21 protein-coding genes are annotated in these 22,484 nt (G+C 70.1%); 11 read left to right on the top strand and 10 right to left on the bottom strand.

What is annotated here, in order from left to right:
• Window positions 1–288: 288 nt before the first annotated feature.
• The 3 genes from gstA to N7L95_RS21050 all read right to left on the bottom strand — a co-directional run bounded on the left by gstA (window position 289) and on the right by N7L95_RS21050 (window position 3,082).
• Entirely contained in the window at window positions 289–912 is a 624-nt protein-coding gene (gene gstA / locus N7L95_RS21060) for a glutathione transferase GstA (protein ID WP_301257204.1), read from the bottom strand.
• A gap of 263 nt (window positions 913–1,175) precedes the next feature.
• The gene (locus N7L95_RS21055) at window positions 1,176–2,174 is read right to left on the bottom strand and encodes a Bug family tripartite tricarboxylate transporter substrate binding protein (RefSeq protein WP_301257203.1); all 999 of its coding nucleotides are present in this window, start codon (window positions 2,172–2,174) and stop codon (window positions 1,176–1,178) included.
• A gap of 125 nt (window positions 2,175–2,299) precedes the next feature.
• On the bottom strand, window positions 2,300–3,082 hold the full coding sequence (locus tag N7L95_RS21050; protein WP_301257202.1) for a Crp/Fnr family transcriptional regulator: 783 nt from the start codon (window positions 3,080–3,082) through the stop codon (window positions 2,300–2,302).
• A 265-nt stretch (window positions 3,083–3,347) separates the two neighbouring features.
• On the opposite strand from N7L95_RS21050, the gene N7L95_RS21045 reads away from it, so the two are divergent.
• Entirely contained in the window at window positions 3,348–3,917 is a 570-nt protein-coding gene (locus N7L95_RS21045) for a hemerythrin domain-containing protein (RefSeq protein WP_301257201.1), read from the top strand.
• Here N7L95_RS21045 and N7L95_RS21040 read toward each other — a convergent pair.
• Both N7L95_RS21040 and N7L95_RS21035 read right to left on the bottom strand, forming a co-directional pair.
• A complete protein-coding gene (locus tag N7L95_RS21040; RefSeq protein ID WP_301257200.1) occupies window positions 3,895–6,150 on the bottom strand; it encodes an ATP-binding protein in 2,256 nt (751 codons plus the stop codon). The two genes, N7L95_RS21045 and N7L95_RS21040, sit on opposite strands and share 23 nt — an antisense overlap.
• 143 nt (window positions 6,151–6,293) lie before the next feature.
• Window positions 6,294–7,571 carry a glycerate kinase type-2 family protein gene (locus tag N7L95_RS21035; RefSeq protein WP_301257199.1) on the bottom strand — a complete coding sequence of 426 codons (1,278 nt, stop codon included), beginning with the start codon at window positions 7,569–7,571 and terminating at the stop codon, window positions 6,294–6,296.
• A gap of 141 nt (window positions 7,572–7,712) precedes the next feature.
• Between N7L95_RS21035 and N7L95_RS21030 the strand changes: the two genes are divergently transcribed.
• Window positions 7,713–9,425, top strand: a complete 1,713-nt coding sequence (locus tag N7L95_RS21030) for a SulP family inorganic anion transporter (protein ID WP_301257198.1) — start codon at window positions 7,713–7,715, stop codon at window positions 9,423–9,425.
• Between the two features lie 32 nt (window positions 9,426–9,457).
• On the opposite strand, the gene N7L95_RS21025 is transcribed toward N7L95_RS21030, so the two are convergent.
• Complete coding sequence (locus N7L95_RS21025) at window positions 9,458–10,417, bottom strand: CYTH domain-containing protein (RefSeq protein ID WP_301257197.1); 960 nt, start codon at window positions 10,415–10,417, stop codon at window positions 9,458–9,460.
• Between the two features lie 252 nt (window positions 10,418–10,669).
• Here N7L95_RS21025 and N7L95_RS21020 point away from each other — a divergent pair, with 252 nt between their 5' ends.
• Window positions 10,670–11,125: a hypothetical protein gene (locus N7L95_RS21020; protein ID WP_301257196.1), complete on the top strand. Its 456-nt coding sequence runs from the start codon at window positions 10,670–10,672 to the stop codon at window positions 11,123–11,125.
• A gap of 22 nt (window positions 11,126–11,147) precedes the next feature.
• Complete coding sequence (locus N7L95_RS21015; protein WP_301257195.1) at window positions 11,148–11,840, top strand: NlpC/P60 family protein; 693 nt, start codon at window positions 11,148–11,150, stop codon at window positions 11,838–11,840.
• Window positions 11,841–12,286: 446 nt separating this feature from the next.
• On the opposite strand, the gene N7L95_RS21010 is transcribed toward N7L95_RS21015, so the two are convergent.
• Window positions 12,287–12,784, bottom strand: a complete 498-nt coding sequence (locus tag N7L95_RS21010) for an outer membrane protein assembly factor BamE (protein WP_301257194.1) — start codon at window positions 12,782–12,784, stop codon at window positions 12,287–12,289.
• 124 nt (window positions 12,785–12,908) lie between these two features.
• Here N7L95_RS21010 and N7L95_RS21005 point away from each other — a divergent pair, with 124 nt between their 5' ends.
• The 5 genes from N7L95_RS21005 (at window position 12,909) to N7L95_RS20985 (ending at window position 17,407) form a co-directional block, all read left to right on the top strand.
• On the top strand, window positions 12,909–13,118 hold the full coding sequence (locus N7L95_RS21005; protein ID WP_301257193.1) for a DUF3460 family protein: 210 nt from the start codon (window positions 12,909–12,911) through the stop codon (window positions 13,116–13,118).
• A gap of 160 nt (window positions 13,119–13,278) precedes the next feature.
• Window positions 13,279–14,115, top strand: a complete 837-nt coding sequence (locus N7L95_RS21000) for a segregation and condensation protein A (RefSeq protein ID WP_435870109.1) — start codon at window positions 13,279–13,281, stop codon at window positions 14,113–14,115.
• Window positions 14,116–14,229: 114 nt separating this feature from the next.
• Entirely contained in the window at window positions 14,230–15,075 is an 846-nt protein-coding gene (gene panB / locus N7L95_RS20995; protein ID WP_301257192.1) for a 3-methyl-2-oxobutanoate hydroxymethyltransferase, read from the top strand.
• Between the two features lie 11 nt (window positions 15,076–15,086).
• The gene (panC, locus tag N7L95_RS20990) at window positions 15,087–15,926 is read left to right on the top strand and encodes a pantoate--beta-alanine ligase (RefSeq protein WP_301257191.1); all 840 of its coding nucleotides are present in this window, start codon (window positions 15,087–15,089) and stop codon (window positions 15,924–15,926) included.
• A gap of 206 nt (window positions 15,927–16,132) precedes the next feature.
• On the top strand, window positions 16,133–17,407 hold the full coding sequence (locus N7L95_RS20985) for a Gfo/Idh/MocA family protein (protein WP_301257190.1): 1,275 nt from the start codon (window positions 16,133–16,135) through the stop codon (window positions 17,405–17,407).
• 47 nt (window positions 17,408–17,454) lie between these two features.
• Here the strand turns inward: N7L95_RS20985 and N7L95_RS20980 are convergent, their stop codons facing one another.
• Window positions 17,455–18,471 carry an SDR family oxidoreductase gene (locus N7L95_RS20980; protein ID WP_301260204.1) on the bottom strand — a complete coding sequence of 339 codons (1,017 nt, stop codon included), beginning with the start codon at window positions 18,469–18,471 and terminating at the stop codon, window positions 17,455–17,457.
• Window positions 18,472–18,566: 95 nt separating this feature from the next.
• Here N7L95_RS20980 and N7L95_RS20975 point away from each other — a divergent pair, with 95 nt between their 5' ends.
• Entirely contained in the window at window positions 18,567–19,280 is a 714-nt protein-coding gene (locus N7L95_RS20975) for a Mut7-C RNAse domain-containing protein (RefSeq protein ID WP_301257189.1), read from the top strand.
• Window positions 19,281–19,292: 12 nt separating this feature from the next.
• Here N7L95_RS20975 and N7L95_RS20970 read toward each other — a convergent pair whose 3' ends face one another.
• Together N7L95_RS20970 and N7L95_RS20965 are read right to left on the bottom strand one after the other, a co-directional pair.
• Complete coding sequence (locus N7L95_RS20970) at window positions 19,293–19,877, bottom strand: hemerythrin domain-containing protein (protein ID WP_301257188.1); 585 nt, start codon at window positions 19,875–19,877, stop codon at window positions 19,293–19,295.
• A gap of 121 nt (window positions 19,878–19,998) precedes the next feature.
• A complete protein-coding gene (locus N7L95_RS20965; protein WP_301257187.1) occupies window positions 19,999–20,778 on the bottom strand; it encodes a TetR/AcrR family transcriptional regulator in 780 nt (259 codons plus the stop codon).
• 341 nt (window positions 20,779–21,119) lie between these two features.
• Here N7L95_RS20965 and N7L95_RS20960 point away from each other — a divergent pair, with 341 nt between their 5' ends.
• Window positions 21,120–22,475, top strand: a complete 1,356-nt coding sequence (locus N7L95_RS20960) for an NAD(P)-dependent oxidoreductase (RefSeq protein ID WP_435870108.1) — start codon at window positions 21,120–21,122, stop codon at window positions 22,473–22,475.
• Window positions 22,476–22,484 lie beyond the last annotated feature (9 nt).

Below are 22,484 nucleotides of genomic sequence, written 5' to 3'. Positions count from 1 at the left end.
GTCTCCGGGTATGTCCGGGGGCTGCAGTGGCCCGTCCGAAGCGGCGGCGCTGGGTGCGCACCGGGCTGGAGGCGCCCGCGGTCGGCATTCAGGAGGGCTCGGGTCGAGGGCCGGCGGCCTCGTTTGCACCACCGCGGCCTTGTGCTCCGCCACCTGCCAGCGCAGCCGGCAGCGGTGGCGCGCAGCGAGCCTGGCTGGCCGCACCGCCGCGAGGCCAGGCCACCGCCAGTGCCCTGCGGCGGCGCGTGGCCCGGCGGCTGGCAGGCCGCCCTGGCCACGGCGAGGGCTTCACCCCTTGTTGGCTGCGTTGCCTTGCGCTTCGGCCTGCAGCGCCTGTTGCACTGCCGGCCGCTCTCCCACCCGCTGGACGAAGGCCTGCAGGTTCTTGAAGGACGAGATGTCGACCTTGGTCGGCACCGTCCAGCGGCACACCACGAACAGGTAGGCGTCGGCCACCGTGAACTGCTCGCCCATCAGGTAGGAGCGGCCCTCCAGCTGCCGGTCGACATAGGCGAAGCGCTCGCCCAGCTTGGTGCGCATGAGCGCCTTGCCTTCCTCCGGCATGGCGGGGTTGAACAGCGGGCTGAAGGTCTTGTGGATCTCGGTGGTGATGAAGTTGAGCCACTCCATCAGGCGGTAGCGCTCCATCGTGCCGGCGGCCGGCGCGAGTTGCTTGTCGGGCACCTGGTCGGCGATCCACTGCACGATGGCCGGGCCTTCGGTCAGGCGCTGGCCGTCGTCGAACTCCAGCGTCGGCACGTAGCCCTTCGGGTTGATGGTGTAGTAGTCGGTGCCGTCCGCCAGCTGGTGCGTCTTGGTGCTGGCCAGCACTGCGTCGAACGGCAGGCCCGCCTCATAGAGGGCGATGTGCGGTGACAGCGAACAGGCGCCCGGGCTGTAGTAGAGCTTCATGCAGAGGTCCTCCATCGAATTGAAAGGAGGCCAACGATACCCCTGCGCCGCCGCCCTTGCACGGGCCGGGCGAATCGACGCGTGGCAGGGCCCGGCTGCCGCACCGCGATGCAGGCGACAGCCTGGCGGCCCTGCTGCAACGGCCTGGCGGCCGGTGCGAATACCACCCGTGCGCCAGCCATGAACAGCGCTGCGATGGCAGGCGCCCGGCGCCTGCGTCCGGCTCTTCTGCTGCGGCGGGCGGTGCTGCGGCAGGGAGCCGGTCAGGCCTTCAGCTTCAGCATCAGCGTGACAGCGCTGGCAATGCCCTGCTCGATGGCCAGGAAGTCTTCGAACTCCTTGCCGTACAGCAGCGAGCCCATCCAGTTGTTGTCGAGCAGCGTCTGACGCCAGGCGGCCGACTCGGTGGCGCGGATGACTGCCTGCCTCAGCGCGACCTTCTGGCCGTCTTCCAGGTTGGCCGGCGCGAACACGCCGCGCCAGTTGGACAGTTCGGTGTCGATGCCCTGCTCACGCAGCGACGGAATGCCGAACAAGGCCTTGCGCGAGGAGACCGCCAGCGGGATCAGCGTCTTGTCCTCGATGCCGGCCTTGAATTCGCTGTAGCCCGAAATGCCGAACGCGGCCTGGCCGGAGGTCAGCAGGGCGACGGCGTCCTTGCCGCTGCTGGTGGGGCGGTACTGCAGGCCCGACGGGTCGACCCGCAGCGACCGCACGATCATGCCGGCCAGCATGTGATCCACGCCGCCAGCCGAGCCACCGGCCACCGGCGTGCCGGGCAGGTTCTGGCGCAGTTCAGCCACCAGCCCCTTGATGTCCTTGATCTTGCCGTTGGCCGGCACCACCACCACCAGGTAGTCACTGGTCAGGCGGGCCACCGGCGTCACCTGCCGCAGGGCCTGCTCCTGGCGCGCGACGGCGAGCGCGCCCACCATCACCATGCCGCCGACCAGCAGCGCCGCGGGGTCGCTGCCGTGGCGGGCCACGAAGTCGCTCAGGCCGACGGTGCCGCCCTTGCCCCCCTTGTTCTCGTACTCGACCTGCTGCACCGCCTGGGCCGCCTGCAGAGCGGCGCCCAGGCTGCGGCCGGTCTGGTCCCAGCCGCCCCCGGTGTTGGCCGGAATGTAGATCTTCAGCCGTGGCAGCGGCGCGTTGCCGGCGGCCTTGGCACCGGGCGCGGCGACCTGGGCATGGCTCAACGGCAAGACCGACGGCAGCAGCAGGCCGGCAGCCGCAGACATCATCTGGCGACGGGTTGGCATCGGGGACCCTCCTAGCGTTTGGCTGCAATGCTAGGCAGCCGCGCTGCGGCCCAAGCCCGGGTTTACCCTAGGATGCGCGGTAATACCGCCGCTAAAGTGGCTTGCTCCGCATGCGGCCGGGTGGATCAGGCACCGCAGTCGGCAATCTCGCGCAGGCCGGCCAGGTCCAGCACGCGCACGAGGTAGCCCTCGACCTCGATGATCCGCTTCTCGCGCAGCTGGCGCAGCACGCGCGAGAACGTCTCCGGCGTCACCGCCAGCTGGGAGGCGATGGCCCGCTTGCGCTCGCGCATCAGCACCGTGGCGGTGCCGCCAGGTCCCGGGCGCTGCTCGGCGTGCTGCAGCAACCAGGTCGCGCAGCGTGCCTCGGCGTCCTTGAGCATCAGGCCCAGGGTGCCCTCGGTGAGTTCACGCACGCGCTGCGCAAGCACCGCGATCAGGCCTTCGGAGAGGCTGGGGTGCTCGTTGCAGCAGGCCCGCAGTCGCTCGATGTCGAAGGACCACAGCAAGGCATCGCCTTGCGCCCAGGCGTCTTCCAGGTAGTGGCGCTGCAGCCAGGCGCTGGCGGCGTCCAGCCACTGCCCGGGCTCGACCCGGCGTGTCTGCTGCACCGGCCGGCCGTGCGCCAGCGTGCCGAGCGCCACCTGCCCGGATGCCACGAACCACAGGCTGTGGGCCGTGTCGCGGCGGGTGAACAAGGGGCAGGAAGCGGCCACGGGATGCTCCTGCGCCAGCTCTGCCATCGCCTGGGCCGCCAGCCGGGCGACCCGGGCCGGCTGCAGCGCGGCCTGCAGCAGCGCGGTGCGGGCGTCGAGGGGAATCGACCGGCCGCCCGCGGCGTCGGCAGCGGTGGGCAGGCGCAAGGGGCGCGGTGAAATGGCGTGTGGGATGACGGTGACAGTACTCACGACAGGCTCCTCTACAGGAGCCGCCACTGTCGCCGCAGCACCGGCAGGCCACGTTGCGCTGGCTCAAGAAACCGACGCAGTGCGGCCGCGGGCGGCGTCCCGCCTTCCACCGCCACGGCAAGTCCCTGCAGGCGACGCGGTCGCTCACGCTGGCGGGAGCTGTCCGCAGCCGGCTTGAGCCAGGTCAAGCGACGGCGTGGCGCGCCGGCCACAATCGCTTCACGCCCCCCGCGCCCCTGGCGCGCCCCCACCAGGAGGCACCGCGATGTTGCCCGGATTCCACAGCCCTGCCGCCAGCTTCGACCAGCCCTTCGAGATGCTCTCCGCCTGCCACGACCGGGTGCGACGCTCGCTGCGCCTGCTGCAGCGGCTGGGGCCGCACCTGCAGCAGCACGGCAACGACCCTGCCGCCCGCGACGCAGCAGCCGACGTGCTGCGCTACTTCGACCGGGCCGCGCCGCATCACCACGAGGATGAGGAACGCCACGTCTTTCCCGCGCTGCTGCCCGGCGCGGAGCCGCGCCTGGCCGAAGCGATCCGCCAGCTGCTGGCCGACCATCGGGCCATGGAGGGGCTGTGGGCCCAGCTGCGCCGGGTGCTGCAGGCGGTGGCCGACGCCCGGCAGGGGCCGTTCGATGCCGAGGCGACGCAGCTGGTGCAGCGCTTCCTGGCGATCTACGAAGAGCACCTGCGGGTGGAGGACGAATGGGTCTATCCGGCCGCCGTGTCGCGCTTCGAGCCGGCCGCCCTGCGCGCAATGGGCGAGGACATGGCGCAGCGGCGCGGTGCCACGCCGGCCCAAGGCAGGCGCCTCAGCGGCGACGCGCCCGGCTGACCAGCTGCAGCACGCCCTGCAGGCGGTCCTGCTCGACCGGCTTGGTCAGGTAGTCGTCCATGCCGGCTTCCAGACAGCGCACGCGGTCCAGCGGCATGGCATGTGCGGTAAGCGCCACGATGGGGCAGCTCCAGCCGCGCACCGCCTCCATCGAGCGGATGCGGTGGGTCAGCTCGATGCCGCTCATGCCGGGGATCTGGATGTCCATGAAGATCAGGTCGAAGTCCTCCGCCTCGCACAGCGCCAGTGCCTCCGCCGCCGTGACGGCACAGGTCACCCGGTGGCCCAGGCGGCGCACCAGGCTGGTGGCGATGAAGCGGTTCACCGCATGGTCGTCGATCAGCAGCACATGCAGGCCGGCGGCATCCTCCTGCTCGGGATCCGAGGGCGTCTCGAGTTCGTCGAAGCCCCGGTAGGCGGTCGACTCGAAGCGGGTGCGGGCCTTGTCCCGCGACAGGTTCAGCGTTTGCGTAGCGGCCATGCTCCAGTCGCGCCGCATGTCGGCGTCAAGGTCGTCGGCCGGCAGGCTCAGCAGCGGCAGCGTCAGGTGAAAGCGGCTGCCCTGGCCGGCCTCGCTCTCGGCCCACAGCCGCCCGCCCATCGCTTCGGCCAGCCGGCGCGAGATGGTGAGGCCCAGCCCGGTGCCGCCGAACTCCCGCGTGGTCGAGTTATCGGCCTGGGTGAAGGACTCGAAGATGCGCTCCAGCTTGTCGGCCGCAATGCCGACGCCGGTGTCGGCCACGCACAGGTGCAGTACCGCGGCGCCGCCCTGCCCCTCGGGCCAGGCCGATATGTCGATACGGCCCTGGCGGGTGAACTTGATCGCGTTGCCCACCAGGTTCACCAGGATCTGGCGCAGCCGCAGCGGGTCGGCCACGATCTGGGCCGGCACGTCGGGCGCGATCAGGAGGTTGAACTGCAGGCCCTTTTCCTGCGCCCGCGGCTCCAGCGGCGCCACCGCTTCCTGGAACAGCCGGCGCACCTCGAAGGTGAGCTGCTCCACCCGCATGCGGCCTGCCTCGATGCGCGAGAGGTCGAGGATGTCGTTGATGATGTTGAGCAGGGAAGTCGAGGACGACTTCACCAGCGTCAGGTAGCGGCGCTGCGTCTCGGTGAGCGGGGTCTCCAGCGTCAGGTCGACCAGGCCCATCACGCCGTTCATCGGGGTGCGGATCTCGTGGCTCATGTTGGCCAGGAACTCGCTCTTGGCCCGGCTGGCCGCCTCGGCCGCGGTCTTGGCGTCGCGCAGCTCGGTCTCGACGCGCTTTTGCTGCGTGATGTCGGTGATGACGCCCAGCACCCCGCCGACGCCGCCCTGGGGGCCGGTGAACAGGGTCTTGCTGAAGATCACGTCGCGCACCTCGCCGGTGGGCAGCGGCAGGCGGGTCTCGCAGGTCTGGATGCCGCCGCTGGCGTAGAGCAGGTCGTCCTGGCGCTCCTCCTCGCGGCCGGCGTCGTCGCGCCGCAGGTCGGACGAGGTGCGGCCCAGCCAGTCTTCGCGGCGCAGGCCGAACAAGGCCTCGCAGGCGCGGTTGCAGCCGATGTAGCGGCCCAGCCGGTCCTTGAAGTAGACCGGGTTGGGGATGATCTCCACCAGCTCCTCGATGAAGCGCAGCTGGTGCAGCACCTCTTCCTCGGCCTGCCGGCGGTCGGTCACGTCGGTGTGGGTGCCAACCACCCGCAGCGGGCGGCCCTGCGCGTCGCGCTCGACCACTTCGCCGCGTGAGCGGATCCAGCGCCACTGCCCGTCACGGCGGCGCACCCGGAACTCGCCTTCGTAGTGCGGCGTCTCGCCGCGCAGGTGGGCCTGCAGGCGCTCGCGGGCATCGAGCCGGTCATCGGGCTGCATGTGCTCGCGCCAGGTGGCCAGCGTCAAGTCGACCTCCCCCGGGGCATAGCCCAGGATCTCGAGCAGCCGCGGGCTGAAGTAGGCCCGCTCCTGGCCGATCTCCCAGTCCCACACCGCGTCGTGCGCGCTGCTCATGGCGAGTTCCAGGCGCTCCAGGCGGGCGCGCACCGCCTCGCCTTCCTGCTCGGCGCGCTCGGCGCGCTGCTGCAGCTGCGCGTCCTGCTCGGCCCAGGCATCGAGCCAGGCACACAGCCGCGCCAGCGCCTGGGCGCGCAGCGCCGGCTCGGCCTGGGTCACGGTGTCCCACCAGGCCCGCAGCTCGGCCGGATCATGCAGGCCGAGGCTGCTCTGCAGCAGCCGTAGCGGCAAGGGGCCCCAGCTCATGCGCGCGGTTTCAAAAGTGAAGGAAAGACAGGAAGCGATACAAACACGGCCACGGCATTGTGCCCTGCCGTCCGAAAGGGCAGGGCCGGGTCCGCCACCCAACGGTAAACAGGTGTCAGCGCCCGGTGCGGCCGCAAGCCCGCCTATAGCACCAGGATGGCACGAAAGTCATTCACGTTGGTGAAGGTCGGCCCGGTGACCACCAGCGTCTGCAAGGCCTCGAAGAAGCCGAAGCTGTCGTTGCGGTCGAGCTGGACGCGCGGCTGCAGGCCGGCGTCGAGCGCCTGTGCCCAGCTGTGCGGCCCCCACCAGGCACCGGCATGGTGTTCGACGCCGTCGATGCCGTCGATGTCGGCAGCCAGCATCCACACCCGCGGCTCGCCCTGCAGGGCGATGGCTGCGCCGAGCAGGAACTCGGTGGCCCGCCCGCCCCGGCCACCGGCATGACGGACGGTGACGGTCGTCTCGCCGCCCGACAGGATCACGCAGGGCGGCTGGAACGGCTGGCCGCGCCGCGCCACCTGGCGCGCCAGCGCGGCGTGCACCTGGCCGACCACCTGCGACTCGCCCTCGATGGCGTCACTCAGGATGTGCGCCGGCAGCCCGGCCGCCCGGGCAGCCTCGGCCGCCGCCTGCAAGGCCTGCTGGGGCGTGGCCACCACATGCACCTGGTGGCCGGCGAAGCGGGGATCGCCCGGCTTCGGCGTTTCCAGCCGCCCCGACTGCAGCGCCGCCCGCAGCGACGGCGGCAGCTCGATGCGCCAGCGCTCGAGCACGGCCAGGGCGTCCTCGCAGCGCGTCGGGTCCGGCACCGTGGGGCCGCTGGCGATCACCGTCGGGTCGTCGCCCGGCACATCGGAGATGGCCAGCGTCACCACCCGGGCCGGCGCACAAAGCGCGGCCAGCCGGCCGCCCTTGAGAGCCGACAGGTGCTTGCGCACGCAGTTCATCTCGGCGATGGTGGCGCCGCTCTTCAGCAAGGCCTGGTGAATGGCCCGCTTGTCGTCCAGCGACACGCCCTCGGCCGGCAGTGACAGCAGGGCCGAGCCGCCGCCCGAGATCAGGCACAGCACCAGGTCGTCGGCGCTCAGGCCACCGGCCAGCTCGGCAATGCGCCGCGCGGCGCGCTCGCCAGCGGCGTCGGGCACCGGATGGGCCGCCTCGACGATCTCGATGCGCCCGCCGCCGGCACCCGGCGGCACATGGCCGTAACGCGTCACCACCAGCCCCGACAGCGGCGCCTGCGCCGGCCACAGCTGCTCCACCGCAGCGGCCATGGCGGCGCTCGCCTTGCCGGCCCCCAGCACCAGGGTGCGGCCGCGCGGCGGTGACGGCAGGAAGGGCGCCAGGCAGCGGGCTGGCTGGGCGCTGGTGATGGCTGCATCCAGCAGCTGGCGCAACAAGAGCTCGGGAGGGGGCATGGCAAATACGGAAGGCAAGAAGGGTCAGGCAGCATGCCCGAAGCGTGGGGCCACGTCGAATGGCGGCGGCGCCGGCGCGCCGCCTGCCCTCCACCCCGGCCACTCCGGCGATGCCCGCACGCCGATTGCCACAAGACCGACATGCGTCTTCGTTGGCCCGCCCGTCTGCCCCTGGCCGAGTTCCGGCCGCGCATCCTCAGCGCGTTGCGCCACTACGACCGCCAGCGGCTGGCCGCCGACATCTCGGCCGGCGTCACGGTGGGCATCGTGGCGCTGCCGCTCGCCATGGCGTTTGCCATCGCCTCCGGCGTGAAGCCGGAACAGGGCATCTTCACCGCCATCATCGCCGGCTTCCTGATCTCGGCGCTGGGCGGCTCCAGCGTGCAGATCGGCGGGCCGGCCGGTGCCTTCATCGTCATCGTCTACGGCATCGTGCAGCGCTACCGCTTCGGCAACCTGCTGATCGCGACCGTGCTCGCCGGCGCACTGCTGTTCCTGCTGGGCCTGTTCCGGCTGGGCGTGCTGGTGCGCTACATCCCGGTGACCATCGTGATCGGCTTCACCAACGGCATCGCGGTGCTCATTGCACTGTCGCAGCTCAAGGACCTGCTGGGCCTGCGCATCGCCGGCATGCCGGCCGACTTCTTCGCGCAGGTGCGCCTGATCAGCCTGCACCTCGGCGCGGCTGATCCGGTCGCACTGGCCCTGGGGGCCGGCTGCCTGGGCCTGGTGGCCGCCTGGCCCAAGCTGTACGCCCTGCCCGCCGCGCTGCTGGGGACGCCGCACGGCCGGTGGCTGGCCCGCATCGCCCGGCTGCCGGGCCCCATCGTGGCACTGGTGCTGGCCACCGCTGCCACCGCGGCCGGGTCGTTGCCGGTGGAGACCATCGGCTCGCGCTTCGGTGGCATCCCGCAGGCGCTGCCGGCCTTCCAGGTGCCGGACTTCACCTGGGAGGGGGCCAAGCAGCTCTTCATCCCCACCCTTACCATCGCCCTGCTCGGCGCGATCGAGTCGCTGCTGTGCGCGAGGGTGGCCGACAACCTGGCGCACCTGCCGCGCCACGATCCCGACCAGGAGCTGATGGCCCAGGGCGTGGCCAACATGGTGGCGCCGTTCTTTGGCGGTATCCCGGCCACCGGCACCCTCGCCCGCACCGTCACCAACGTGCGCTCGGGCGCCACCAGCCCGGTGGCCGGCATCGTGCACGCACTGACGCTGCTGGCCATCGTGCTGGTGGCGGCGCCGCTGGCGGTGCATGTGCCGCTGGCAGCGCTCGCCGGCATCCTGCTGCACGTCGCCTGGAACATGGGCGAGTGGCGCGAGTTCGCTCGGCTGCTGCGCTTCACGGTGCCCTACCGCATCACCTTGCTGAGCACCTTTTTCCTGACGGTCGTGTTCGACCTCACCGTGGCGGTGGAAGCCGGGCTGGTGATGGCCTGCGTGTTTTTCATCTACCGGATGAGCACGCTGTTTCGGGTGGAACCCCTGGTGATGCCGCCGGGCAGCGCCGAGGGCGTGCAGGTGGTGAGCCTGTATGGCCCGCTGTTCTTCGGCGCGGTGGCAAAGGTGGAATCGGTCGCCCGGCACCTGGGGCCGCACACGCGCGTGCTGGTGCTGGAGGCGGGCCGGCTGCTCTCCATCGACAGCACCGGGCTGGACGCCCTGATGCAGTTGCAGCGCAGCCTGCAGCGCCAGCGCGTGGGCCTGCTGCTGTGTGCCCTGACCGAACAGCCGCGCGACCTGCTGCAGCGCAGTGGTTTCCTAGACGCACTCGGGCCCGGTACAGTGCTGCCCACGCTCGGCGAGGCGCTGGCCGCCGCGAGCGAGCGGGCGGCGACGGCCCTGCCGCGCTGACGCCCGGGCGAGCAGGCCTCACCCGCTGCCGCTCAAGCGGCGTAGCGCGCCGCAAGCAGGTCGAGCCACAGCCGCTGGGCCGGCGAGCTGCGCAGCACTTCGCCGGCACGGGCAGCCTCCGGCAGTTGCAGGCGCAGGGCACGGCAGGCCGCCGACAGCTCGCCTGCCGGCCCGGCCGCCGCGCGCTGCAGGCGTCGCAGGTCCACCCGCAGGCGCTGCCATTGGGCCTGGCGCAGCGCCTGCGGCTGGGCCTGGTCCTCGTCGCACAGCTCGCTCGCGTGCCGCAGCAAGCCGGGCAACAGGGCCGCCAGCAGCCGTCGCCAGGCTGCCGCCGCCCCTTCGGCGGCATTGGCTGCCAGGGCCCGGCCCGGCAGCGCCGGCCTGCCCTGCACCCCGCGCGCGAGGCGGTCGCCCCGTTCGGCCTTGGAGCGGACATCCAGCCAAAGGCCGTGCCGCTCCATCTGCTCGCAGGCGGCCCGCAGCACCGCGGCGTGGCGGCCTTCGATCAGCTCGATCTCCAGTTCGCCGACCGCCAACACCCGTCCGCCCGAGCGGATCTCGCCACGGTCCAGCGCCAGCTCGACGCGGCCTTCCGCCACGGTGGCCCCGACGGTGAGCCGCTCCATCTCGGTGACATAGGCGGCCTGCAGTGGCTGGCCCGCCGCCTGCAGCACGGCCCGTAGCCGTTCGCCGGCCGGGGTCCCGTCATGCAGCGACAGATCGGCCTCTACCCCATCGGCCCCGAGGCGCGGCACGTTGTGCTCGAGCCGCGTCAGGCCATCGGCCGCCATGGCTTTGAGGGTTTGCACCTGCTGCTCGCCTTCGCGCCGCAGCCGCAGTGCAATGCCGGCTTGTGCCAGATGGCGGCCGGGGGTGTCGAAATACACCGCACGCAGCAGGATGAAGCTGCCGCCCGGGGCGTCGCCAAGCGACGCCGCCAATGCGGCCCACCGGTCATGCGGCACCTGGTACTTCAACTCGAATTCCTGCATGCGCCTGGCGCCCTCCTGTGAAGATTATCCGCCCCTTGATTGCAGGGGAGCCGTCGGAGCGGGGTGGTCAACCGCGCCGGAACTTGGCACAGTCCTTTCGTTGAGCGACTGCAAGCGCACACTCTCAATGGATGACTGGGACGCACTGGATGACTGCCCCCTGCGCGACCGCTTCTGCAATGGCCACTGGCCGGGCCGGAATGACACCGCCCCACCGCTGGCGCCTCTTTGAATGCCAGAGGGAGAACTCAATTGAACCATCGCATCACTCGGACGATGCCTCGATGCGCTGCTGCACTCGCGGCGCTCTCCGCGGGCTGCATCGCCATGGCGGCGCCCCCACCCGCCGCTCCCTGCCCCGAAAGCGCGCAGGACTATTGGAAGACGTTTCGCGCGGCGGCGATGAGAGGCGATCTAAACGTCGTCGCGGATCTCACTAGATTTCCACTCGAGATCATCGGCCAGCTCGATGACAGCGAGGTTCATCACATCGCGCGCAATCAGCTGGGAAGGTGGTGGCCCCAGCTGATGAAGGCGGATCCGGGCCATGAGTTCGTTCCGAGCACGATGAGGATCTTCGTCAAGGCGCACCCCCGCTTGCTTGACTCGTTCTGCACGCCCGAGGGACGCCAGTTCAGCGTCGCCAACTGGACCTTCTTGAAGCAAGCCGAAGGGTGGCGCTTCGTCACCGCTTCCGTCGACGAGTAGGCCAAGAACAGGGAGAACGGTAATGAAGATCACACGCATCAATGACACCGGTCCAGACGTGACCCAGCTGCAATTGCTGCTCAACGGAGCTCTACCGTTTCGGCCCGCACTGAAAGTCGATGGGCATTTCGGCTTGCGCACTCAGCAAGCAGTGGTGGCGTATCAGCGGCTCAAGGGGCTGGATCCCGATGGCAGGGTGGGGCCACTGACAAGAACTGCGCTGGGCCTCAGGGCAGTCCAAGCGCCTCCCTCGATGCGATCAGTTCTCGCCGACTCCTCGCCCTATTTGAGGGTGGCGGTGGCCGAGGTTGGCGTCAGACAGCAGCAGGAGGCTGGCCTGCACAACCCACGCATCCTGGAATACCACAAAACAACTTCGTATAAGGCAGCGGATGACGAGACCGCTTGGTGCTCGTCATTCGTGAACTGGGTGGTACAGCAAGCGGGTAGCCATGGAACCGGCAGCGCGGCAGCGAAAAGTTGGCTGAACTGGGGAACGTCGGTCCCTGAACCGGTGGCAGGAGATATTGTGGTTCTCAAGAAGAAGACCTCCGGCCATAGCCAGGCAACCGGATCTACTTCGGGCTACCACGTCGGCTTCTTCTTGTCGAAGACCGCCACCCATGTGCATGTTCTCGGCGGAAATCAGAGTCGGCGAGTGAAAGAGTCATCGTTTCCGTTGAGCGACTACGAAGTGAAAGGCTACCGCCGCTGATTCGCGTACAGGCGCGATCTTCCATTCCCGCATCGTCGAGTCTCACCAGACCATGCCGTACCGAGCGACCGATGACGAGACGGCCTGGTGCTCGTGATTCGTGAACTGGGTGGTGCAGCAAGCAGGCGGGCAGGGAACAAAAAGCGCGACGGCCAAGAGCTGGCTCCACTGGGGAACTGCGGTGGACGCCCCGAGGGCCGGCGACATCGTGGTTCTCAAGAAGAAAACCGCTGGCCATACCCGGAAAACAGGATCGACTTCCGGCTACCACGTCGGCTTCTTCATTGCGAAGACGCCGACCTTCGTCCGTGTTTTCGGTGGCAACCAGGATCGGCGTGTGAAAGAGTCGGCGTTTCCGCTCAGCGACTACGAGGTGAAGGGGTACCGTCGCCAAAAGCGACCGGATCGGCAGGCAGGACGGCGCGTCGAGCTGCAGCCGCCCCTCCTCACGCCCCGCCCTGCGTCTCCCGCGGATCGATCTGGCTCGCCGTATCGATCACCCGCCCCTGCGGATCGAAAACAACGCTGAACACCCGGTTCTCGTTGCCGTCCAGGTAGCGCCAGTCCCAGACTTCCTCGTCCTTCAGCGGAAAGGACTGCATCTTGCCAGGCCGGCCGAGCAGGCGACGCACCTGGGCCTTGTCCAGGCCCGGGGTGACCTGGGCGAATACCGCCGGCTGCAGCACCTGGCGCAAGGCGCTCATGCGGCCGTCCGGGCCGATGGTGATCATGTAGTTGCGCTGCCCCTCGGGCTGGCGCGGGTACTCCAGCGTGCGGCTGCCGTCCTCGTCGGCATACACGGCATCGGGCTCGCCGAATTGCGCCCGCACATCGGCCTCGGTGGCCACCCCCTCCTCCAGCTTGCCGACCCGCTGCGCGTCGCAGCCGGCCAACCACAACAGTGCGCCACATATCACGAGCGCAGGCAGCAGGAATGTGCGCATCGCCGTCCCCCGGTAAAATCGTTGGCGCCATTTCACCACCGCAGGCGCCCGGCGTGTGCCGAGCCTGCCAAAGTTCCGAAATGGTCCCTCCCTGACTCTGCCGCGGAGCACCCGCCGCCCGACCATGCCGCTGTTCTGGAAACCCTACAAGTCCGACATCACGCAGTTCATCGACGAGCTGAAGGCCAAGAACCCCACGCTCGAGCAGGAGCAGCGCGAAGGCCGCTCGCTGCTGTGGGACCGCAACCTCGACCGCCAGGCGCAGTCCGAATACCAGGCGGCCCGCGTCGCCCAGCAAGCCTACGTCTACCAGACCAAGGGCTCCTCCGACTGAACCGCGTCCGCCGCCGCGCCGCCTTGCCACCGCCGCCATCGGGCCCGCCTGCCGAGGGAATACCTTTGCCTTCCGCCCTGCCCCTGATGCCCCCGCGGCGCCGGCCGCTCCCCCCGCAGGGCGCCTGCCGCCCTGCGCTGCCGACGTGAACGACGACACCCTGGCCCCCGACCTGCCGGAGTCGGCCGCGGCCGAGTTGCGCCCGGACGCCGACGACCCGGTCGCCGTGGCGCGCCTGTACGGCTCGCCGCTGTTCCAGATGCCGCTGGATCTCTACATCCCGCCCGATGCGCTGGAAGTGATCCTGGAGGCCTTCGAGGGGCCGCTGGACCTGCTGCTCTACCTGATCCGCAAGCAGAACTTCAACATCCTCGACATCCCGCTGGCCGAGGTGACCCGCCAGTACCTGAGCTATGTGGACCAGATCCGCAGCAGCAACCTGGAGCTCGCCTCGGAATACCTGCTGATGGCCGCCATGCTGATCGAGATCAAGTCGCGCATGCTGCTGCCGCCCAAGAAGACCGAGGAAGGCCAGGAACCGGAAGACCCGCGCGCCGAACTGGTGCGCCGCCTGCTCGAATACGAGCAGATCAAGCTGGCCGCCGCCGGGCTCGATCGCCTGCCGGTGCTGGGGCGCGATTTCATGCGGGCCCAGGTCCACATCGAGCAGTCTCTCAAGCCCCGCTTCCCGGACGTGAGCCTCGACGAGCTGCGCGACGCCTGGCTCGACATCCTCAAGCGCGCCAAGCTGACGCAGCACCACAAGATCACCCGCGAGGAGCTGTCGGTGCGGGAGCACATGAGCATGGTGCTGCGCACGCTGCAGGGCCGGCGCTTCGTCGAGTTCCAGGACCTGTTCGACCCCACCCGCGGGCCGCAGGTGCTGGTGGTGACCTTCATCGCCATGCTGGAGCTGGCGCGCGAGCGGCTGCTGGAGATCACCCAGGCCGAGGCCTTCGCGCCCATCTACGTGAGGCTGTCCTACCAGCCGGCCTGAGCGGCCAGCCCGGCAGCGACTAGACGCACGTTTCTAACCCGTGTCTTGTGCGCTGCCGCAAGCCCCGGCGCCGGTCGCTAGAATCCGCCCACTTTCCTCGACTGTGAGGCGCCCATGAGCAGCCACGCAAGCCCCGACGATTCGCCTTCCACCGCCGCGCGCAAGCCGGTCACCCTGCACCGCCTGCGCGAAATGCACGCCGCTGGCGAGAAGATCGCCATGCTGACTGTCTATGACAGCAGCTTCGCCCGCCTGCTCGACGAGGCGGGCGTCGACTGTCTGCTGGTCGGCGACTCGCTCGGCATGGTGCTGCAGGGCCAGTCGAGCACCCTGCCGGTGACGCTGGAGGAAGTGGCCTACCACACCCGCAGCGTCGCCCGCGGCAACCGCACCGCCTGGCTGATTGCCGACCTGCCCTTCGGCAGCTACCAGGAGTCACGCGAGCAGGCCCTGCGCAGCTCGGTGCAGCTGATGCAGGCCGGGGCCCACATGGTCAAGCTCGAAGGCGGCGGCTGGAGCGCCGAGACGGTGCGCTTCCTGGTGGAGCGCGGCATCCCGGTCTGCGCCCACCTGGGCCTCACGCCGCAGAGCGTGCATGCACTGGGTGGCTACCGCATCCAGGGCCGCGACGAGTCCAGCGCGATGACGCTCAAGCGGCATGCCGGCGAGCTGGCCGATGCCGGCGCCGCGATGATGGTGCTGGAGCTGGTGCCTTCGACACTGGCTGCCGAAGTGGCCGCGCTGAACCCCGGCCTGATGACCATCGGCATCGGCGCCGGCCCGCAGTGCGCCGGCCAGGTGCTGGTGCTGCACGACATGCTGCACGTCACCCGCGGCAAGCTGCCGCGCTTCGTGCGCAACTTCATGGCCGACGCCGACGGCATCGACGGCGCGGTGCGCTCGTATGTGCGGGACGTCAAGAACGGCCGTTTCCCGGATCCGCAACTGCACACGTACTGAGCCCTTTCCCCATGCGCATCGTCCATACCATCACCGAGCTGCGCCAGGCGCTGGCCGGCGCCACCAAGACGGCCTTCGTGCCCACGATGGGCAACCTGCACGAGGGCCACCTCTCGCTGGTGAAGCTGGCCCGTGAACGCGGCGGCCCGGTGGTCGCCAGCGTGTTCGTCAACCGCCTGCAGTTCGCGCCCCACGAGGACTTCGACCGTTACCCGCGCACCTTCGAGCGCGACTGCGACCTGCTGCGCAGCGTCGGCTGCAACGTCGTGTTCGCCCCGTCCGAGGACGAGCTGTATCCCGAGCCGCAGGTGTTCCGCATCCAGCCGCCGCCGGAGTTGGGCGACATCCTCGAAGGCCACTTCCGGCCCGGCTTCTTCACCGGCGTCAGCACCGTGGTGCTGAAGCTCTTCAACTGCGTGCAGCCGCGCGTCGCGGTGTTCGGCAAGAAGGACTACCAGCAGCTGATGGTGGTGCGCCGCATGGTGCAGCAGCTGGCGCTGCCGACCGAGATCGTCGCCGGCGAAACCACCCGCGCCGAAGACGGCCTGGCGCTGTCCTCCCGCAACGGCTACCTGAGCGAGTCCGAGCGCGCCGAGGCAGTGCAGCTGGCCATGTCGCTCAAGCACATCCAGCTGTCGATGCGCAACGGCCATCCCGATCCGGCGGCACTCGAGCAGGAGGTGATGGACAACCTGCGCCAGCGCGGCTGGGTGCCCGACTATGTGGCCATCCGCCGGCGCGTCGACCTCGGCGTGCCCAGCGCCGAGCAGCGCGCGGCCGGCGAGCCGCTGGTGGTGCTGGCCGCGGCCAAGCTGGGCAACACCCGCCTGATCGACAACATGGAAATCTGAACGGCCGGGGGAGGCTGCGCACCACGCGCAGCTGCCACCTGCGCCTCCTGCAGCCCGGCGCCCCGCCGGCTCCCCAGCGTGCGCCGCCCCGGCGCCGCGCGATCCCGCCCCTCGGCCCTGCCGGCCAGCCCCGCCTCGTGCAGCGGCACAGGCCTTGCCGGCAAGCACGCGGGCCCGCCCCGGGCTCGCCCTGTAGGAGATCGCGAATGCAAGACCGATGCCCTCCCGCGCCAGCACCCCAGGAAGAGCAGCGCCGGCGTTTCCTGCGCCGCATGGCCGGTGGCAGCCTGGTGCCCTGGCTGCCGGCGGCGGCGCTGGCCGCCTCACCGGACGACACCGCGCGCATCGCGCTGCCGCCCTCGCAGGCACCGAGCGAAGTGCCTGAAAAACCGTCCGAACTGGGAGACCCGCCGGCGCAGCGGGTCGGCTTTGCGGTGGTCGGCCTGGGCCGCCTGAGCCTGGACGAGATCCTGCCGGCCTTCGGCCAGACCCGCCACTGCAAGGCGGTGGCGCTGGTCAGCGGCGACCGGGCCAAGGCGCAGAAAGTGGCCCGGCATTACGGCATCGCGGAAACCGCGATCTATGACTACCAGGGCTTCGACCGGCTGGCCGACAACCCGGCGGTGCAGGTGGTCTACATCGTGCTGCCCAACGGCCTGCACGCCGAATACACCGTGCGCGCTGCCCGGGCCGGCAAGCATGTGCTGTGCGAGAAACCAATGGCCAACAGCGTGGCGGAATGCCGCCAGATGATCGACGCCTGCAGCCGGGCGGCACGCCAGCTGATGGTGGCCTACCGCAGCCAGTACGAGCCGAACAACCGCTTGCTGCAGCGCTGGGTGCAGGAGAAGCACCTGGGCCGCCTGAAGGAATTCATCTCCACCAATGCCATCCACCTGGGCGACCCCGGGCAATGGCGGCTGAAGAAAGCCCTGGCCGGGGGCGGGCCGCTGCCGGATGTGGGCATCTACTGCATCAACGGCGTGCGCTTCCTGACCGGCGAGGAACCCAGCGAGGTGTGGGGCGACATTGACCGGCCCACCGGCGATCCCCGCTTCCGCGAGGTGGAGGAAGCGGCCCGCTTCGTGCTGCGCTTCCCCAGCGGCCTGCGCGCCACCTGCCACACCAGCTACGGCGCCCACCGCTCGCAGTTCCTGCGGCTGCTGGGCAGCGAGGGCTGGGCCGAACTGGACCCGGCCTACGCCTACCAGAACCTGCGGCTACGCGGCGCGCGGGTGGTGGGCGGGCAGGAAACCCACTTGCAGCCGTCGCTGCCGGAGGTGAACGAGTTCGCCAAGGAAATGGACCACATGGCCCAGCGCGTGCGTGACAACCAGCGGCCGTATTCGAGCGGCGAAGACGGGCTGCAGGACCAGCGCATCATCGAGGCTATCTACGAATCGGCCCGCAGCGGCCGCTGGGTCAAGCTGGAGCAGCCGTCCAACCCGGTGCGCGGCGCACCGCCGCCGGCCGAGGGCTGAAGGCCGGCGTTAGGCACGGGCCGGTGCCCCGGCCCGGCTGCCCTGCCTCAGATCGCGCCGATGCTGCCGGTCACCGGCAGCACGATGCCGGTGATATAGCCGGAGCACACCGGCGCTGCCAGGAACACATAGGCCGGCGACAGCTCCTCCGGCTGGGCGGCGCGCTTCATGTCGGTCTGCTTGCCGAATTCCTTGACCTTCTCGGCCGGTGAGTCGGCCGGGTTCAGCGGCGTCCACACCGGCCCGGGCGCCACCGCGTTGACGCGGATGCCCTTGTCGATGAGGTTCTGCGCGAGCGACTTCGTGAAGGCGTGGATGGCGCCCTTGGTGGTCGAGTAGTCGAGCAGGCGGCCGCTGCCCTGCAGGCCCACCACCGAGCCGGTGTTGATGATGGCCGCGCCCTGCTTCAGGTGCGGCAGCGCCGCCTTGGCCATGTGGAAGTAGCCGTAGACATTGGTGCGCAGCGTCTCGTCGAAGCGTTCCTCGGTGATGTCCTCCAGCGACTGGGCATGCTCCTGGAACGCGGCGTTGTTGACCAGGATGTCGAGCTTGCCGAACGCCTTCACCGTCTGCTCCACCGCGGCCTTGCAATAGGCCGGGTCTTTCACGTCGCCCGGGATCAGCAGGCAGCGACGGCCTTCCTTCTCGACCTGGCGGCGGGTTTCCTCGGCGTCTGCATGCTCGTTGAGATAGCAGATCACCACGTCGGCGCCCTCGCGGGCGTACAGCACTGCCACCGCCCGGCCGATGCCGGAATCGCCCCCGGTGATGAGGGCCACCTTGTCGAGCAGCTTGTTGCTGCCCTGGTAGTCCGGGGCGCTGTAGCGGGGCTGCAGTTGCAGGTCCTGCTCCAGTCCGGGCTTGTCCAGGTGCTGCGCCGGCAGATCCGCCGGCTGCTCGCGGGCGCCGGCCTGCACCGGCTTGGGCGGGGACGTGCCCTGTTCGGCCTGCTGGGCCTGCTGCTCCTCGTCGTGTTCGTCCTGGCTCTGCTGCAGGGCGCGCTGGCGTGCGGCGACCTCGTCGAGCTTGGGCTTGTTCGCTTGGCGGCCATGGGTCTGGGCCATCATCTACCTCCTGAAGAATGCGACCGGCCGTCAGCGGCCGGCCAGGGTTTCGCCCGATGGCGGTCCCGAAAAAACCAGCAAGCCGTGTACCTCTGATGTGCGAGATCCGCTTTTACGCAGAACTGAACGATTTCCTGGCGCCGCGGCGCCGGGGACGCAGCACCCGGCACCTGCCCGCGCCTCACGAAAGCCTGAAGCACGCGATCGAATCACTCGGCGTGCCGCACACCGAGGTGGGGCTGGTCCTGGTGGACGGCGAGCCGGCCAGCCTGGATCGGCGGCCTCTGCGCGAGGGCGAGCGCATCGCGGTCTATCCGCGCTGGCAGAGCATCGCGCCGCTGCCACAGCAGCCTGCGCCCAGTGCCTTCATTGCCGATGCCCACCTGGGCCGCCTGGCGCGCTACCTGCGATTCGCGGGCTTCGACACGCTGTATCACGACAGCGGCTCCGACGCCGAGCTGGCGGCCGAAGCGGCCGCCGAGCACCGCACCGTGCTCACCCGTGATCGAGACCTGCTGATGCACCGCGACATCCGCCACGGTTGCTACCTGAGGGCGGTGGAACCGCTGGCGCAGCTGCGCGAGGTGGCGACCACCTTGCGGCTGGACCTGCAGGCCAGCCGGACCAGCCGCTGCCTCTTGTGCAACCAGCCACTGCAGCCGGTGGCCAAGGACGAGGTGGCGCACCGGCTGCCGCCGCGCACCCTGGCGGAGTTCAATGACTTCTGGCGCTGTGCGGCGTGCGACCGCGTCTACTGGCGCGGCTCGCATTGGGGGCGCATGCGCCAGGCCCTGCAGGGCCTGGCATGACGCCGGCTGCGCTCAGTGGCGGCGCAGCTCCAGCGCCTTCTTCAGCAACAGCCCGCCAGCGATCAGCCCGCCGGCTGCCATCACCATGGTGGTTGCCGGCATGGTACGGGCGGTATTGACGGCGATTTCACCAGCATGCGGCGCGGCCAGCTCGAGCCGGCGCCGGGTCATGCGCGCACCGAGCTCGCCGAGCCGGTCGGCCAGCAGGCGTTCGGCCGCCGGCAGCAAGACGGTTTCTTCGTCGGCCACGTGGTGCATCACGTCGCGCATCAACTGCTGCAGGGTGGTGTCGAAATCGGCGTCTCCCGGCTGCAGCGAGCGCAGCCGCGCGATCAGCCGACGCATCTCGTCGTGCTCGGGCTTGCTCTTGTCGAGCACCTCGCGGTCCACCGCCACCGCCTGCAGCGCCGGGTAGAAGATCTCTTCCTCCAGCTGCGCGTGAATCTCCAGCGCCAGGCACACCGTGTTGGCGATGGCCTGCTTCTTGTCGGCCGATGTCTCGGGGGTGAACTTGTGGAAGGTGGCCAGCACATGGGTGTGATCCATGCGGATCATCTTGGTGATGCTGGGCGAAAGCTTGTTCAGCATGGGCTTCATCGTGGCGGTCCTTCTTGCTTGTTGGGGGGAGACCCGGTTCCAGCAAGCGCCGTTCCCCGGCTCCGCGGCTGCCCCGTTGCGGCCCGGCATCGGGAACACCCCTTGCTGCCCGTTGGCGCGCTCAGCTGGCGTCCGGCTTCAGGCCCGCCAGCACGAGCCGCACGATGAGCCGTTCGGCCGCCGCATAGTCCTTGTCCTCCAGGGCCGGCTTGCCCAGCAGCAAGGCGAACTGCGGCGCCAGGTCGGCATAAGCCTGGGTGACCGACCAGATCAGAAACATCAGGTGGGTGAAGTCCACCCGGCCGATGCGTCCCTGCCTGGCCCAGCGCTCGAAGGCACGCACATCGGCCTTCAGCGGCGGCAAGACCAGCTCGGCAATGGCTTCGCCATATCGCGGCGCGCCGGCGATCACTTCCTTCGTGAACACCTGGGAGCCGCTCGGCCGCTCCCGCGAGAAGCGCATCTTGGCGGCGATGTAGTCGCGCAAGGCCGCCTCCGGCGCCTCGCCGCTTGCGATGGCGCCCATGCCCTGCAGCCACTGGCCCATCACCTCGTCGAGCACACGGCGGTAGAGCGCCTCCTTGCTTGGGAAGTAATAGAGCAGGTTGTGGCGGCTGATGCCCAGGGCGGCGCCGATGCTCTCCAGTGAGGCGCCCTCGAAGCCGAACTGCGCGAACTGCCGCTCCGCCTCGCGCAGGATGTCCTGCTCCTTGCGCAGCCGCGCCGCCCGCGGCGCTCGCTTGGCCGGCTCGGCGGGCTCCGCCTTGCGAGGCCGCGTGGCGCTGCCGGCCGGCTTGCGGACGGCGCGCCCGTCACCGGACGGCACCGCGGTTTCCGCGCGGCTGGTGCTGCCGCTGCGGCCGGCGCCCTGTGCCGGCCTTCGTGTGGAAGAAGTGCTCATGACCGCCATTGTGGCGCCACCGCCTGTCCAGGCCGTGCTGGCAGAGATCTTGCGTCCCCGGGAAATTACCAAGCAGTAAAACTTTACCAGCGAGTAAGTTTGGTGCACCCGCGCACCGAGCCGGTGGCCCCACCCCCACCGCGCTCCAAAGAAAGGCAACGATGAACGAGCCTGACGAGCGACTGTCCCTGCCAGCCTCCGCTGAGCAGCGTCCCACCGGCCTCGGCGACAGGCATCGCCTGCGGCGCTCGCGGCACCGGGTCCGGCTGCGTGCCGGGCGCGGCTGAGCCCAGCGCGCAGCGCACCTCCTCCCCACGACCACACGGAGCTTCTCGATGGACATGCCCACCACGCCGCCAGGCGTCGATGGCGGCGGCCTGCTGGCCGGCCGCCTGAGCGCAGACGACTACGAACGCAACTTCGCTGACGCCCATCCACCGCTCACACGTGCCCAGGCGCTGGTCGAGGCCGACCGCTGCTACTACTGCCATGACGCGCCCTGCACGGCCGCCTGCCCGACCGGCATCGACGTACCGACCTTCATTCAGCGCATTGCCCAGGACAACCTGCGCGGTGCCGCACACACCATCCTCGACGCGAACGTGATGGGGGGCATGTGCGCCCGCGTCTGCCCCACCGAGGTGCTGTGCGAGCAAGCCTGCGTGCGCAACCTGCATGAAGGCAAGCCGGTAGAGATCGGCCTGCTGCAGCGGCACGCCACCGACGCCTACTTCGCGTCGCCCGGCGCACCGCTCTTCTCGCGCGCGGCACCGAGTGGCCGCCGGGTGGCAGTGGTGGGCGCCGGGCCAGCGGGGCTGGCCGCCGCACACCGGCTGGCGCTGCTCGGGCACGAGGTGGTGCTGCACGAGGCCCGCCCCCGCCTGGGCGGCCTGAACGAATACGGCCTGGCCACCTACAAGACCACCGGCGGTTTCGCCCGCAGGGAAATCGAATGGCTGCTGTCGATCGGCGGCATCGAGGTGCGGCATGGCCAGGTGCTGGGCCGCGACTTCACGCTGCAGGCGCTGCTGCAGGCCCATGACGCCGTCTTCCTCGGCCTGGGGCTGGCCGGCGTCAATGCGCTGGGCATCCCGGAACCGGCCCTGGCCGGCGTGCGGGATGCGGTGGATTTCATTGCCGAGCTGCGCCAGGCCGCGCACCCGGCCGAAGTGCCGGTGGGCCGGCAGGTGGTGGTGATCGGCGGCGGCATGACGGCGGTGGACGCGGCCGTGCAGTGCCGCCTGCTCGGCGCACGCGAGGTGCACATCGTCTACCGCCGCGGTCCCGAGGACATGGGCGCCTCGCGCCACGAGCAGCGCTGGGCGCAAACCCAGGGCGTGACCATCCGCCACTGGGCGGCCCCGCGCGACCTGCTGGCCGAGGACGGCGTGCTGCGCGGCGTGCGCTTTGCCGTCACCCGGCAGGCGGGCGGCCGGCTGGCCGAGACCGGGGAGAGCTTCGTGCTACCGGCCGACCTGGTGCTCAAGGCCATCGGCCAGCGCAGCGAGGCCGACCAGGCGGCGCCGGAGATCGAGCGGCTCGAGGGCCGCATCCTCACCGATGCCGACGGCCGCACCTCGCACCCGCGCGTCTGGGCCGGCGGCGACTGCCGGCATGGCGGGCGCGACCTGACGGTGGAGGCCGTCGAGCACGGCAAGCGCGCGGCCGTGGCAATCGATCGCGCCCTGCGCGCCTGAAGGAGACGT

It is taken from the genome of Eleftheria terrae, assembly GCF_030419005.1.
Taxonomy (GTDB): domain Bacteria; phylum Pseudomonadota; class Gammaproteobacteria; order Burkholderiales; family Burkholderiaceae_C; genus Caldimonas; species Caldimonas terrae.
This window is presented reverse-complemented; position numbering and strand designations above follow the sequence as displayed.